At 44.7% G+C, this 14,393-nt stretch carries 7 protein-coding genes, 2 tRNA genes and 2 rRNA genes; all 11 read left to right on the top strand.

The genetic code is table 11. The features are described from left to right. On the top strand, nt 1–1,341 hold the full coding sequence (gene dnaA / locus NST01_RS00005; protein WP_008347594.1) for a chromosomal replication initiator protein DnaA: 1,341 nt from the start codon (nt 1–3) through the stop codon (nt 1,339–1,341). A gap of 196 nt (nt 1,342–1,537) precedes the next feature. Then, nucleotides 1,538–2,674 (top strand): DNA polymerase III subunit beta, encoded by a 1,137-nt coding sequence (gene dnaN, locus NST01_RS00010; RefSeq protein WP_008347596.1) that lies wholly within the window; start codon nt 1,538–1,540, stop codon nt 2,672–2,674. A 150-nt stretch (nt 2,675–2,824) separates the two neighbouring features. Beyond that, complete coding sequence (gene yaaA, locus NST01_RS00015; RefSeq protein ID WP_008347598.1) at nt 2,825–3,040, top strand: S4 domain-containing protein YaaA; 216 nt, start codon at nt 2,825–2,827, stop codon at nt 3,038–3,040. Between the two features lie 16 nt (nt 3,041–3,056). Then, a complete protein-coding gene (gene recF / locus NST01_RS00020) occupies nt 3,057–4,169 on the top strand; it encodes a DNA replication/repair protein RecF (RefSeq protein ID WP_224558917.1) in 1,113 nt (370 codons plus the stop codon). A 17-nt stretch (nt 4,170–4,186) separates the two neighbouring features. After that, on the top strand, nt 4,187–4,432 hold the full coding sequence (gene remB / locus NST01_RS00025) for an extracellular matrix regulator RemB (protein ID WP_008360920.1): 246 nt from the start codon (nt 4,187–4,189) through the stop codon (nt 4,430–4,432). Nucleotides 4,433–4,489: 57 nt separating this feature from the next. Beyond that, nucleotides 4,490–6,406 (top strand): DNA topoisomerase (ATP-hydrolyzing) subunit B, encoded by a 1,917-nt coding sequence (gyrB, locus tag NST01_RS00030; RefSeq protein ID WP_025206585.1) that lies wholly within the window; start codon nt 4,490–4,492, stop codon nt 6,404–6,406. 233 nt (nt 6,407–6,639) lie between these two features. Beyond that, the gene (gyrA, locus tag NST01_RS00035) at nt 6,640–9,144 is read left to right on the top strand and encodes a DNA gyrase subunit A (protein ID WP_008347605.1); all 2,505 of its coding nucleotides are present in this window, start codon (nt 6,640–6,642) and stop codon (nt 9,142–9,144) included. A 364-nt stretch (nt 9,145–9,508) separates the two neighbouring features. Beyond that, nucleotides 9,509–11,057, top strand: a 16S ribosomal RNA gene (locus NST01_RS00040). Between the two features lie 96 nt (nt 11,058–11,153). After that, nucleotides 11,154–11,230 (top strand) — tRNA-Ile (locus tag NST01_RS00045). A 14-nt stretch (nt 11,231–11,244) separates the two neighbouring features. Continuing rightward, nucleotides 11,245–11,320, top strand: a tRNA-Ala gene (locus tag NST01_RS00050). 98 nt (nt 11,321–11,418) lie between these two features. After that, nucleotides 11,419–14,349, top strand: a 23S ribosomal RNA gene (locus NST01_RS00055). The 16S and 23S rRNA genes sit together here with 2 tRNA genes alongside, the layout of an rRNA operon. Nucleotides 14,350–14,393: the final 44 nt, after the last annotated feature.

Consider the following 14,393-nt stretch of genomic DNA (forward strand, 5'->3'; position numbering starts at 1 on the left):
ATGGAAAATATTTTAGATCTGTGGAATAAAGCACTTCAAAAAATAGAGACAAAATTGAGCAAACCTAGTTTTGAAACATGGATGAAGTCCACTAAAGCCCATTCTCTTCAAGGAGATACGCTGACTATTACTGCACCTAATGAATTTGCAAGAGACTGGCTCGAGTCAAGATACCTTCACTTAATTGCAGATACCATCTATGAACTGACAGGCGAAGAGCTCAGCATCAAATTTATCATTCCTCAAAATCAGGACGAAGAGGAAGCCATGCCAAAATCTCCAATCAAAAAAATGTCGAAAGAAGAACCCGTTGAAATTCCACAAAATATGCTGAATCCAAAATATACATTTGATACTTTTGTTATTGGTTCAGGCAACCGTTTTGCTCATGCCGCTTCACTTGCAGTCGCAGAAGCACCAGCAAAAGCATATAACCCGCTTTTTATTTATGGGGGCGTTGGTTTAGGAAAGACTCACTTAATGCATGCGATCGGTCATTACGTCATCGACCATAATCCATCAGCCAAAGTGGTCTATCTATCATCTGAAAAATTTACTAATGAATTTATCAACTCAATCCGGGACAACAAAGCAGTCGATTTCCGTAATCGCTATCGGAATGTAGATGTGCTTTTGATAGATGATATTCAATTTTTAGCAGGAAAAGAACAAACACAAGAAGAGTTTTTCCATACATTCAACACACTTCACGAAGAAAGTAAGCAAATCGTCATTTCTAGTGACCGGCCGCCAAAGGAAATTCCGACACTTGAAGACAGATTACGCTCTCGATTCGAATGGGGCTTAATTACAGACATTACCCCGCCAGATCTAGAAACGCGTATTGCGATCTTACGTAAAAAAGCAAAAGCAGAAGGTTTAGACATTCCGAATGAAGTCATGCTTTATATTGCCAATCAAATCGACAGCAACATTCGGGAACTGGAAGGTGCTTTGATTCGTGTCGTTGCTTACTCTTCTTTAATTAATAAAGACATCAATGCTGATCTAGCAGCTGAAGCCCTAAAGGACATCATTCCTTCATCAAAACCTAAGGTGATTACAATTAAAGATATTCAAAGAATTGTAGGGCAGCAATTTAATATTCGATTAGAAGATTTCAAAGCGAAGAAACGTACGAAATCAGTTGCTTATCCAAGACAAATTGCGATGTATCTCTCTAGAGAAATGACAGATTCCTCTCTACCTAAAATCGGAGAAGAATTTGGTGGACGAGATCATACGACCGTCATTCATGCTCATGAGAAAATTTCAAAATTAATCGTTGAAGATGAACAGCTTCAGCAGCATGTCAAAGAGATCAAAGAACAACTAAAATAATCAAGCTGATAAGATAAGTACGGGAAAATGTGAATAACTAGAGCATAGTCATACACAGTCTGTCCACATGTGGATAGGCTGTCTTTCCTTTCTTTCTACTGACTTATCCACATATTCACAAGCCCTACTAGTACTTCTACGATTTTTATTAAATAAATATATATACATGTCATTAAGAAAAATTAGGAGGACCACTATGAAATTCACGATTCAAAAAGATCGTCTTGTTGAAAGTGTCCAAGATGTATTAAAGGCCGTATCCTCTAGAACAACGATTCCTATTTTGACAGGGATTAAAATTGTTGCATCTGACGAAGGGGTTTCTCTCACAGGGAGCGATTCTGATATCTCAATCGAATCTTTTATTCCTCAAAGAGATGGAGATTTAGAAGTCATTACAATTGATCGACCAGGAAGTATTGTGCTGCAAGCCCGCTTCTTTAGCGAAATCGTTAAGAAACTGCCTATGTCTACTGTCGAAATTGAGGTAGAACAAAATCATCTAACCATCATCCGCTCTGGTTCAGCAGAATTTAATTTAAACGGCTTAGATGCTGAAGAATATCCGCATCTGCCACAAATTGAAGAGCATCATGCTTTTCAAATTCCAACAGATTTGCTTAAAAACCTTATCCGTCAAACGGTTTTCGCAGTGTCCACCTCAGAAACACGTCCTATCTTGACAGGTGTAAACTGGAAGGTTGAAAAAGGTGAATTAATATGCACAGCAACGGATAGCCATCGCCTGGCTTTAAGAAAAGCGAAGTTGGATATTAACGAGGAAAGCTCGTACAATGTGGTCATTCCTGGAAAGAGTTTAACAGAGCTAAGTAAAATTCTTGATGATGGACAAGATCTTGTGAGCATCGTCATTACGGAGACACAGGTTCTCTTTAAAGCACAGAACGTGCTGTTCTTCTCAAGATTGCTGGATGGTAATTACCCAGATACAGCTCGCCTCATTCCGCAAGAAAGTAAAACGGATGTAGTGGTGAATACGAAAGAATTCCTTCAAGCGATTGATCGCGCGTCACTTTTAGCAAGAGAAGGGCGTAACAACGTTGTGAAGCTTTCTGCTGATCCTGCGCAAAGCCTTGAAATTTCTTCTAATTCGCCTGAAATCGGTAAAGTAGTTGAAACGGTGCAAGCAGATGACATTAAAGGGGAGGATCTCAAAATCTCTTTCAGTCCGAAATATATGCTTGATGCTTTAAAAGTATTAGAGGGAACAGAGATTCATGTCAGTTTCACTGGCGCAATGAGACCATTCCTATTACGCACGCCAAATGATGATTCCATTTTGCAATTGATTCTTCCAGTTAGAACGTATTAATTTGGTCTAAAATGGCTGCTGTGTGAGCGCACAGCAGCTTTTTTCCTCGTTTCCTCTGTTTTCTTTCATCCCAGTTCGCTTTCCCCCTTTCCTTCTTGTCTTGTTTTTTAGTACAATTAGATATTAGTGATATTGAAAGAGGTCGATACAATGCCTAATCTGATAACGATTGAAACAGAAATGATTACATTAGGGCAGTTTTTGAAATTAGCCGAAGTCATTCAATCTGGTGGAATGGCGAAGTGGTTTTTAAGTGAACATGAGGTGTTCATCAATCAAGAGCCAGATAATAGACGGGGACGCAAATTATACCCAGGTGATGTTGTCGAGATAGAAGGTCACGGCACATTTCAAGTTGTGAATTAGAAACGGGTGACAATACATGTACATTCAAAGTCTGGCGTTAACTTCATACCGAAACTATGAACACACCGAGCTTCAATTCGACAATAAGGTGAATGTGATGATTGGTGAGAACGCCCAAGGTAAAACGAACCTGATGGAAGCGATCTATGTATTGTCGATGGCAAAGTCTCATCGTACGTCAAATGATAAAGAACTTATCCGATGGGACGAAGACTATGCTAAAATAGAAGGTAGAGTCATCAAAAAAAATGGTCCACTCCCCATGCAGCTCGTGATCTCAAAAAAAGGAAAAAAGGGCAAGGTCAATCACATTGAACAACAGAAACTCAGTCATTATGTTGGTGCCTTGAACACCATCATGTTTGCACCAGAGGATCTCAGCCTTGTGAAAGGTAGCCCGCAAATCCGCAGAAGATTCCTCGACATGGAGATTGGACAAGTGTCTGCTGTCTACTTGCATGATTTATCGCTCTATCAAAAAATCCTCACTCAGCGAAATCATTACTTGAAACAATTGCAAACAAGAAAGCAAATGGATCAAGCGATGCTGGAGATTTTAACAGAGCAGTTGATTGATGCGGCAGCGAAGGTTGTCAAAAGACGACTGACTTTTACGAAACAGCTCGAAAAATGGGCGCAGCCGCTGCATTTTGGGATTTCAAGAGAGCTGGAAACGCTCACGCTCCAATACCAGACGGCCATAGAGGTATCAGAAGCGTCAGACTTGTCGAAAATAAAAAATAGCTATGAAGAATCGTTTCAGAAACTAAGAGACAGAGAAATAGACCGAGGGGTGACGCTATGGGGGCCTCACAGAGATGATCTTCTTTTCTTTGTGAATGGTCGGGATGTTCAGACATATGGCTCTCAAGGGCAGCAAAGAACAACAGCTCTTTCACTAAAGCTGGCAGAAATTGATCTGATTCATGAAGAAATCGGTGAATACCCAATTCTTCTACTCGATGATGTTTTATCTGAACTTGATGATTACAGACAGTCTCATTTGCTCCATACCATTCAGGGACGTGTACAGACCTTTGTCACCACTACGAGTGTTGAAGGCATCGATCACGCCACCCTGAAAGAAGCGGAAATTTTCAGAGTAGCCAGTGGAAAAGTAATTGACTGATAAATGAGGTGTGAGTCTTGTATATTCATTTAGGTGATGATTGTGTTGTTTCTACACGAGAGATTGTCGCAATTGTTGATTACAAAATGAGGTCATCTTCTGTTGTAGAGGAATTTCTTCAAAAACAAGAAGAACAAATCATTTCGTTGTCACAAGGGACACCCAAATCCATCGTCGTCACAACTGAATCCGTGTATTACTCTCCTCTTTCCTCAAGCACGCTCAAAAAACGTGCTTCATTTGTGATTGAAATTGAAGTCTAAAAGCTCAATTCATATAAATATATCGTTTAAGAAAAGTGTAGGTGAATGTACGTGGCAATGGAACAGCAACATAATAGTTATGATGAAAATCAGATACAGGTGCTCGAAGGACTAGAAGCGGTTAGAAAACGTCCAGGAATGTACATTGGGTCAACCAGTGCAAAAGGACTTCACCATCTTGTATGGGAAATTGTCGACAACAGTATTGATGAGGCTTTAGCTGGTTATTGTACAGACATTACAGTGCAAATTGAAAAAGATAATAGCATCACAGTGAAAGATAACGGCCGCGGAATTCCTGTTGGGATTCACGAAAAAATGGGACGTCCTGCTGTAGAAGTCATTATGACGGTTCTTCACGCTGGTGGTAAATTTGACGGCAGCGGTTATAAAGTATCTGGCGGTCTGCATGGTGTAGGGGCATCTGTTGTTAATGCGTTATCTACGACCTTAGACGTGACTGTATACCGTGATGGAAAAATTCATTATCAACAATTCAAACGCGGTGTTCCAGTTGGAGATTTAGAGATCATCGGTGAAACAGATGTAACAGGGACAACCACTCATTTTGTGCCAGATCCAGAAATTTTCACTGAAACCATTGAATTTGATTACGACACACTTGCTAACCGTGTACGTGAGTTAGCTTTCTTAACAAAAGGCGTCAACATCATCATTGAAGACTTACGTGAAGGCAAAGAACGAAGAAACGAATACTGCTATGAAGGCGGTATTAAGAGCTATGTAGAACATTTGAATCGCTCGAAGGAAGTCGTTCATGAAGAACCAGTTTACATCGAGGGTGAAAAAGACGGAATCACCGTTGAAGTTGCACTGCAATACAACGATTCCTATACAAGCAATATTTATTCTTTCGCCAATAACATCAACACATATGAAGGTGGATCACACGAAGCTGGCTTTAAAACCGGTCTGACGCGTGTCATCAATGATTATGCTCGTAAAAATGGCGTATTCAAAGATGGTGACTCGAATTTGAGCGGAGAAGATGTACGAGAAGGCTTAACAGCCATTATCTCTATCAAACATCCAGACCCTCAATTTGAAGGACAAACGAAGACAAAGCTCGGTAACTCAGAAGCAAGAACCATTACCGACTCCCTCTTCTCCGAAGCACTTGAGAAATTCCTCTTAGAGAACCCTGATGCTGCAAAGAAAATTGTGGAGAAAGGTGTGATGGCAGCTCGTGCAAGAATGGCTGCCAAAAAGGCACGTGAGCTGACAAGACGTAAAAGTGCACTGGAAGTCTCTAGCTTGCCTGGGAAACTGGCAGACTGTTCTTCTAAAGATCCTTCCATCTCTGAGCTTTATATCGTAGAGGGAGATTCTGCGGGCGGATCTGCTAAGCAAGGTCGTGATCGACATTTCCAAGCGATCTTACCGTTAAGAGGGAAGATCCTAAACGTTGAAAAAGCCCGACTAGATAAAATTTTATCTAACAACGAGGTTCGTTCAATGATTACAGCGCTAGGGACTGGAATCGGAGAAGACTTCACTTTAGAGAAAGCACGTTATCACAAAATTGTGATCATGACTGATGCTGATGTTGATGGAGCGCATATACGGACGCTACTCCTAACATTCTTCTATCGCTACATGCGTGAAATCATTGAAAACGGTTATGTGTATATTGCACAGCCGCCTTTATATAAAGTACAGCAAGGAAAACGTGTTGAATACGTGTATAACGATAAACAGCTAGATGAACTGTTAAAAACGCTGCCTCAAACACCGAAACCTGGACTTCAGCGTTATAAAGGTCTTGGAGAGATGAATGCTACTCAGCTTTGGGAAACAACAATGGATCCTGATGCGAGAACACTTCTTCAAGTGACACTTGAGGATGCAATCGATGCTGATGAGACTTTTGAAATGCTAATGGGAGATAAAGTAGAGCCGAGACGTAACTTTATCGAAGAAAATGCACAATACGTAAAAAATCTTGATATTTAGATAGGTATCCCCCTTGAGAGCAACCTTATTTCTTGTTTGGAATAAGGTTGTTTTTCAAGAAACAGGGGCGTGAAACGAATGTCCTGGTTTTCTACGTTTCGTTGATTTTCTAGTAAATAAATGTGTATAAAGGCAAGATTATTGATATAATGGAGAATAGTCTTGTGAAGATAAATACATATTTTACTCCCACATAATTTATTTCATGTGATACGTAAAGGGAGGTTCTTATAGTGAGTGAACAACATACACCGAATGTACGCGAAGTGAATATTAGCCATGAAATGCGTACGTCCTTTTTAGATTATGCAATGAGTGTTATTGTTTCGCGTGCATTACCAGATGTGCGAGACGGATTGAAGCCCGTGCATCGAAGAATTTTGTACGCGATGAATGACCTAGGTATGACAAGTGATAAACCATTTAAGAAATCTGCTCGTATCGTTGGGGAAGTTATCGGTAAGTACCACCCTCACGGTGATAGCGCTGTATATGAAGCGATGGTTCGGATGGCGCAAGATTTCAACTATCGTAATATGCTGGTTGAAGGGCACGGGAACTTTGGTTCTGTCGATGGAGACGGTGCAGCAGCCATGCGTTATACCGAGGCACGTCTTTCTAAAATTTCGATGGAGATCCTGCGTGATATCACAAAGGACACCATTGATTATCAAGATAACTACGATGGCAGTGAAAGAGAGCCAGTCGTTATGCCTGCTAGGTTCCCGAACTTATTAGTGAACGGGGCAACTGGAATCGCTGTAGGGATGGCAACGAATATCCCGCCTCACCAACTAGGTGAAGTGATTGATGGGGTATTGGCAATTAGTCAAAATCCTGAAATGACGACACAGGAACTAATGGACATCATTCCAGGTCCAGACTTCCCAACTGCGGGACAAATCATTGGCCGAAGTGGTATTCGTAAAGCGTATGAAACAGGACGAGGCTCTATTACATTACGTGCAAAGTCAAATATCGAAGAAACATCTAGTGGTAAGCAGCGCATTGTCATCAACGAGATTCCTTATCAGGTTAACAAAGCTCGTTTGATCGAAAAAATCGCTGATCTTGTCCGTGATAAAAAGATTGATGGCATTACAGATCTTCGTGATGAATCTGACCGTAATGGAATGAGAATTGTCATTGAACTACGAAGAGACGCAAACGTCCATGTTCTATTAAACAATCTTTATAAACAAACGACACTTCAAACGTCCTTCGGTATTAACTTGCTTGCACTTGTTGATGGACAGCCGAAAGTGTTATCTCTCAAACAATGTCTTGAATATTACCTTGAGCATCAGAAAGTGATCATTCGTCGAAGAACGGCGTATGAATTGCGTAAAGCGGAAGCAAGAGCTCATATTTTAGAAGGCTTAAGAATTGCGCTTGATCACTTAGATGAGGTCATTGCCTTAATTAGAGGCTCTCAAACTGCTGAAATTGCAAGAAATGGTTTGATGGAAAACTATAGCTTGTCTGAAAAACAAGCACAGGCCATTCTCGATATGCGACTCCAGCGTTTGACTGGTTTAGAAAGAGAGAAAATAGAAGATGAATACAAAGGGCTTGTTGAATTGATTGCTGAATTGAAAGCCATTCTAGCAGACAATGAGAAAGTTCTAGAAATCATTAGAGAAGAATTAACAGAAATCAAAGAACGCTTCAATGATACGCGCCGCACAGAAATTGTGACAGCGGGTATAGAAACAATCGAAGACGAAGATTTGATTCCTGTTGAAAATATTGTGATCACACTGACTCATAATGGTTATATTAAGCGCCTGCCTGCATCAACATACCGCAGTCAAAAAAGAGGCGGTAAAGGTGTACAAGGAATGGGAACCAACGAAGATGATTTCGTTGAACAGCTGATCTCAACATCTACGCACGATACGATTCTCTTCTTCTCTAATAAAGGGAAGGTTTATCGAGCGAAGGGCTATGAGATCCCTGAATTCGGACGAACAGCGAAAGGGATTCCGATTATTAACCTTCTTGAAGTAGAAAAGGGAGAGTGGATAAACGCCATTATTCCAGTCAGCGAATTTGATGAAGATTCGTATCTCTTCTTTACAACAAGACACGGTGTATCGAAACGAACGTCATTGTCTCAATTTGCAAACATCCGTAACAACGGTTTGATTGCACTCAGCCTACGTGATGAAGATGAATTGATGGCTGTTCGTTTAACCAATGGTGAAAAACAAATTATCATCGGAACGAAAAAAGGAATGCTCATTCGTTTCGACGAGACAGATGTTCGTGAAATGGGACGTACAGCAGCTGGAGTTAAAGGGATCACACTTTCTGAGGATGACATCGTCGTTGGAATGGAAATCCTTGAGCCAGATGCAAACGTATTGATCGTAACGGAAAAAGGTTATGGTAAATTAACGCCTGAAAAAGAATATCGTGTCCAAAGCCGTGGTGGTAAAGGTCTGAAAACGTGCAAGATCACTGACAACAACGGTCCGCTTGTTGCAGTGAAGGCGACTAACGCTGAAGCTGAAGAAGACTTGATGATTATTACAGGTAGTGGTGTCATCATCCGTATGGCCGTTTCAGATATCTCCACAACAGGCCGAGTCACTCAAGGTGTCCGCCTTATCCGTCTAGGTGATGATGAACATGTCGCTACAGTGGCATTAGTAGAACAATCACCAGAAGACGATGAAGAGAATAGTGAAGAAAACGTAGAAAATGTAGAGTCAGATCAAGAGCAATCTGAGTAAAGATAAAGCCGGTTTTTCACCGGCTTTATTTTTTTTTGAAAAAACATGATTTTTTTTGAAGTTTATAATGCTTTTTTCATAGATATGTGTTAATCTTTCAAAGGAGCAAAAAGAGGCTCTATTTTTTATCTCTTTCATAACAAAAACTTCTTAAAAAAATAAAATGTTTTTCAAGAAAAATGTTGACTATTGATAGAGATATATGATATATTTAAGTGGTCGCTTTGAGAGAGTGACAAACAAGTTCTTTGAAAACTAAACAAGACAAAACGTACCTGTTAATTCGAGTTTTTATAAAAAAATCCTATGATACATCATAGGTAGTCAGTCAAACTGGCGAAAAACAAAACTTCGGTTTTGAACTTTTTCGGAGAGTTTGATCCTGGCTCAGGACGAACGCTGGCGGCGTGCCTAATACATGCAAGTCGAGCGGACAGAAGGGAGCTTGCTCCCGGATGTTAGCGGCGGACGGGTGAGTAACACGTGGGTAACCTGCCTGTAAGACTGGGATAACTCCGGGAAACCGGAGCTAATACCGGATAGTTCCTTGAACCGCATGGTTCAAGGATGAAAGACGGTTTCGGCTGTCACTTACAGATGGACCCGCGGCGCATTAGCTAGTTGGTGAGGTAACGGCTCACCAAGGCGACGATGCGTAGCCGACCTGAGAGGGTGATCGGCCACACTGGGACTGAGACACGGCCCAGACTCCTACGGGAGGCAGCAGTAGGGAATCTTCCGCAATGGACGAAAGTCTGACGGAGCAACGCCGCGTGAGTGATGAAGGTTTTCGGATCGTAAAGCTCTGTTGTTAGGGAAGAACAAGTGCAAGAGTAACTGCTTGCACCTTGACGGTACCTAACCAGAAAGCCACGGCTAACTACGTGCCAGCAGCCGCGGTAATACGTAGGTGGCAAGCGTTGTCCGGAATTATTGGGCGTAAAGGGCTCGCAGGCGGTTTCTTAAGTCTGATGTGAAAGCCCCCGGCTCAACCGGGGAGGGTCATTGGAAACTGGGAAACTTGAGTGCAGAAGAGGAGAGTGGAATTCCACGTGTAGCGGTGAAATGCGTAGAGATGTGGAGGAACACCAGTGGCGAAGGCGACTCTCTGGTCTGTAACTGACGCTGAGGAGCGAAAGCGTGGGGAGCGAACAGGATTAGATACCCTGGTAGTCCACGCCGTAAACGATGAGTGCTAAGTGTTAGGGGGTTTCCGCCCCTTAGTGCTGCAGCTAACGCATTAAGCACTCCGCCTGGGGAGTACGGTCGCAAGACTGAAACTCAAAGGAATTGACGGGGGCCCGCACAAGCGGTGGAGCATGTGGTTTAATTCGAAGCAACGCGAAGAACCTTACCAGGTCTTGACATCCTCTGACAACCCTAGAGATAGGGCTTTCCCTTCGGGGACAGAGTGACAGGTGGTGCATGGTTGTCGTCAGCTCGTGTCGTGAGATGTTGGGTTAAGTCCCGCAACGAGCGCAACCCTTGATCTTAGTTGCCAGCATTTAGTTGGGCACTCTAAGGTGACTGCCGGTGACAAACCGGAGGAAGGTGGGGATGACGTCAAATCATCATGCCCCTTATGACCTGGGCTACACACGTGCTACAATGGACAGAACAAAGGGCTGCGAGACCGCAAGGTTTAGCCAATCCCACAAATCTGTTCTCAGTTCGGATCGCAGTCTGCAACTCGACTGCGTGAAGCTGGAATCGCTAGTAATCGCGGATCAGCATGCCGCGGTGAATACGTTCCCGGGCCTTGTACACACCGCCCGTCACACCACGAGAGTTTGCAACACCCGAAGTCGGTGAGGTAACCTTTATGGAGCCAGCCGCCGAAGGTGGGGCAGATGATTGGGGTGAAGTCGTAACAAGGTAGCCGTATCGGAAGGTGCGGCTGGATCACCTCCTTTCTAAGGATATATGGAGCAGCGTACGTTTTTCGTCTTGTTTAGTTTTGAAGGAACTTGCAAAAGATCCTACAACATCATATCTTCGATATGAAAGATGGGCCTGTAGCTCAGCTGGTTAGAGCGCACGCCTGATAAGCGTGAGGTCGGTGGTTCGAGTCCACTCAGGCCCACCATCTTCTATTAAATCGGGGCCTTAGCTCAGCTGGGAGAGCGCCTGCCTTGCACGCAGGAGGTCAGCGGTTCGATCCCGCTAGGCTCCACCAACGTGTTCTTTGAAAACTAGATAACAATAAGTAATACATTCACATTGAATGCAATGCAAAGTTCATCACACATAGTGATTCTTTCTAAAGTAAGAAATGGTTAAGTTAGAAAGGGCGCACGGTGGATGCCTTGGCACTAGGAGCCGATGAAGGACGGGACGAACACCGATATGCTTCGGGGAGCTGTAAGCAAGCTTTGATCCGGAGATTTCCGAATGGGGAAACCCACTGCTCGTAATGGAGTAGTATCCATACTTGAATACATAGAGTATGAGAAGGCATACCCGGGGAACTGAAACATCTAAGTACCCGGAGGAAGAGAAAGCAAATGCGATTCCCTGAGTAGCGGCGAGCGAAACGGGAACAGCCCAAACCAAGAGGCTTGCCTCTTGGGGTTGTAGGACACTCTATACGGAGTTACAAAGGAACGATATAAGCGAAGAGGTCTGGAAAGGCCCGCCAAAGAAGGTAACAGCCCTGTAACTGAAATGTTGTTCTCTCCAGAGTGGATCCTGAGTACGGCGGAACACGTGAAATTCCGTCGGAATCCGGGAGGACCATCTCCCAAGGCTAAATACTCCCTAGTGACCGATAGTGAACCAGTACCGTGAGGGAAAGGTGAAAAGCACCCCGGAAGGGGAGTGAAATAGATCCTGAAACCGTGTGCCTACAAGTAGTCAGAGCCCGTTAACGGGTGATGGCGTGCCTTTTGTAGAATGAACCGGCGAGTTACGATCCCGTGCAAGGTTAAGCAGAAGATGCGGAGCCGCAGCGAAAGCGAGTCTGAATAGGGCGCATGAGTACGTGGTCGTAGACCCGAAACCAGGTGATCTACCCATGTCCAGGGTGAAGTTCAGGTAACACTGAATGGAGGCCCGAACCCACGCACGTTGAAAAGTGCGGGGATGAGGTGTGGGTAGGGGTGAAATGCCAATCGAACCTGGAGATAGCTGGTTCTCTCCGAAATAGCTTTAGGGCTAGCCTCAAGGTAAGAGTCTCGGAGGTAGAGCACTGATTGGACTAGGGGCCCCTACCGGGTTACCGAATTCAGTCAAACTCCGAATGCCGATGACTTATCCTTGGGAGTCAGACTGCGAGTGATAAGATCCGTAGTCGAAAGGGAAACAGCCCAGACCGCCAGCTAAGGTCCCAAAGTATACGTTAAGTGGAAAAGGATGTGGAGTTGCTTAGACAACCAGGATGTTGGCTTAGAAGCAGCCACCATTTAAAGAGTGCGTAATAGCTCACTGGTCGAGTGACTCTGCGCCGAAAATGTACCGGGGCTAAACGTATCACCGAAGCTGCGGACTGTTCTTACGAACAGTGGTAGGAGAGCGTTCTAAGTGCAGTGAAGTCAGACCGGAAGGACTGGTGGAGCGCTTAGAAGTGAGAATGCCGGTATGAGTAGCGAAAGACGGGTGAGAATCCCGTCCACCGAATGCCTAAGGTTTCCTGAGGAAGGCTCGTCCGCTCAGGGTTAGTCGGGACCTAAGCCGAGGCCGAAAGGCGTAGGCGATGGACAACAGGTTGATATTCCTGTACCACCTCCTCACCATTTGAGCAATGGGGGGACGCAGGAGGATAGGGTAAGCGCGGTATTGGATATCCGCGTCCAAGCAGTTAGGCTGGGAAATAGGCAAATCCGTTTCCCGTGAAGGCTGAGCTGTGATGGCGAGCGAAATTTAGTAGCGAAGTTCCTGATTCCACACTGCCAAGAAAAGCCTCTAGCGAGGTGAGAGGTGCCCGTACCGCAAACCGACACAGGTAGGCGAGGAGAGAATCCTAAGGTGATCGAGAGAACTCTCGTTAAGGAACTCGGCAAAATGACCCCGTAACTTCGGGAGAAGGGGTGCTTCTTAGGGTGTTAAAGCCCCGAGAAGCCGCAGTGAATAGGCCCAGGCGACTGTTTAGCAAAAACACAGGTCTCTGCGAAGCCGTAAGGCGAAGTATAGGGGCTGACGCCTGCCCGGTGCTGGAAGGTTAAGAGGAGCGCTTAGCGTAAGCGAAGGTGCGAATTGAAGCCCCAGTAAACGGCGGCCGTAACTATAACGGTCCTAAGGTAGCGAAATTCCTTGTCGGGTAAGTTCCGACCCGCACGAAAGGCGCAACGATCTGGGCACTGTCTCAACGAGAGACTCGGTGAAATTATAGTACCTGTGAAGATGCAGGTTACCCGCGACAGGACGGAAAGACCCCGTGGAGCTTTACTGCAGCCTGATATTGAATGTTGGTACAGCTTGTACAGGATAGGTAGGAGCCTTGGAAACCGGAGCGCTAGCTTCGGTGGAGGCATCGGTGGGATACTACCCTGGCTGTATTGACCTTCTAACCCGCTGCCCTTATCGGGCAGGGAGACAGTGTCAGGTGGGCAGTTTGACTGGGGCGGTCGCCTCCTAAAATGTAACGGAGGCGCCCAAAGGTTCCCTCAGAATGGTTGGAAATCATTCGCAGAGTGTAAAGGCACAAGGGAGCTTGACTGCGAGACCTACAAGTCGAGCAGGGACGAAAGTCGGGCTTAGTGATCCGGTGGTTCCGCATGGAAGGGCCATCGCTCAACGGATAAAAGCTACCCCGGGGATAACAGGCTTATCTCCCCCAAGAGTCCACATCGACGGGGAGGTTTGGCACCTCGATGTCGGCTCATCGCATCCTGGGGCTGTAGTCGGTCCCAAGGGTTGGGCTGTTCGCCCATTAAAGCGGTACGCGAGCTGGGTTCAGAACGTCGTGAGACAGTTCGGTCCCTATCCGTCGCGGGCGCAGGAAATTTGAGAGGAGCTGTCCTTAGTACGAGAGGACCGGGATGGACGCACCGCTGGTGTACCAGTTGTTCTGCCAAGGGCATCGCTGGGTAGCTATGTGCGGACGGGATAAGTGCTGAAAGCATCTAAGCATGAAGCCCCCCTCAAGATGAGATTTCCCATTCCGCAAGGAAGTAAGATCCCTGAAAGATGATCAGGTTGATAGGTCTGAGGTGGAAGCGTGGTGACACGTGGAGCTGACAGATACTAATAGATCGAGGACTTAACCTATATTCTAATGTGAAAAATGAACGTTGTTATCTAGTTTTGAGAGA

The sequence above is a fragment of the Bacillus sp. FSL R7-0166 genome, from assembly GCF_038008935.1.
GTDB lineage: Bacteria > Bacillota > Bacilli > Bacillales > Bacillaceae > Bacillus > Bacillus altitudinis.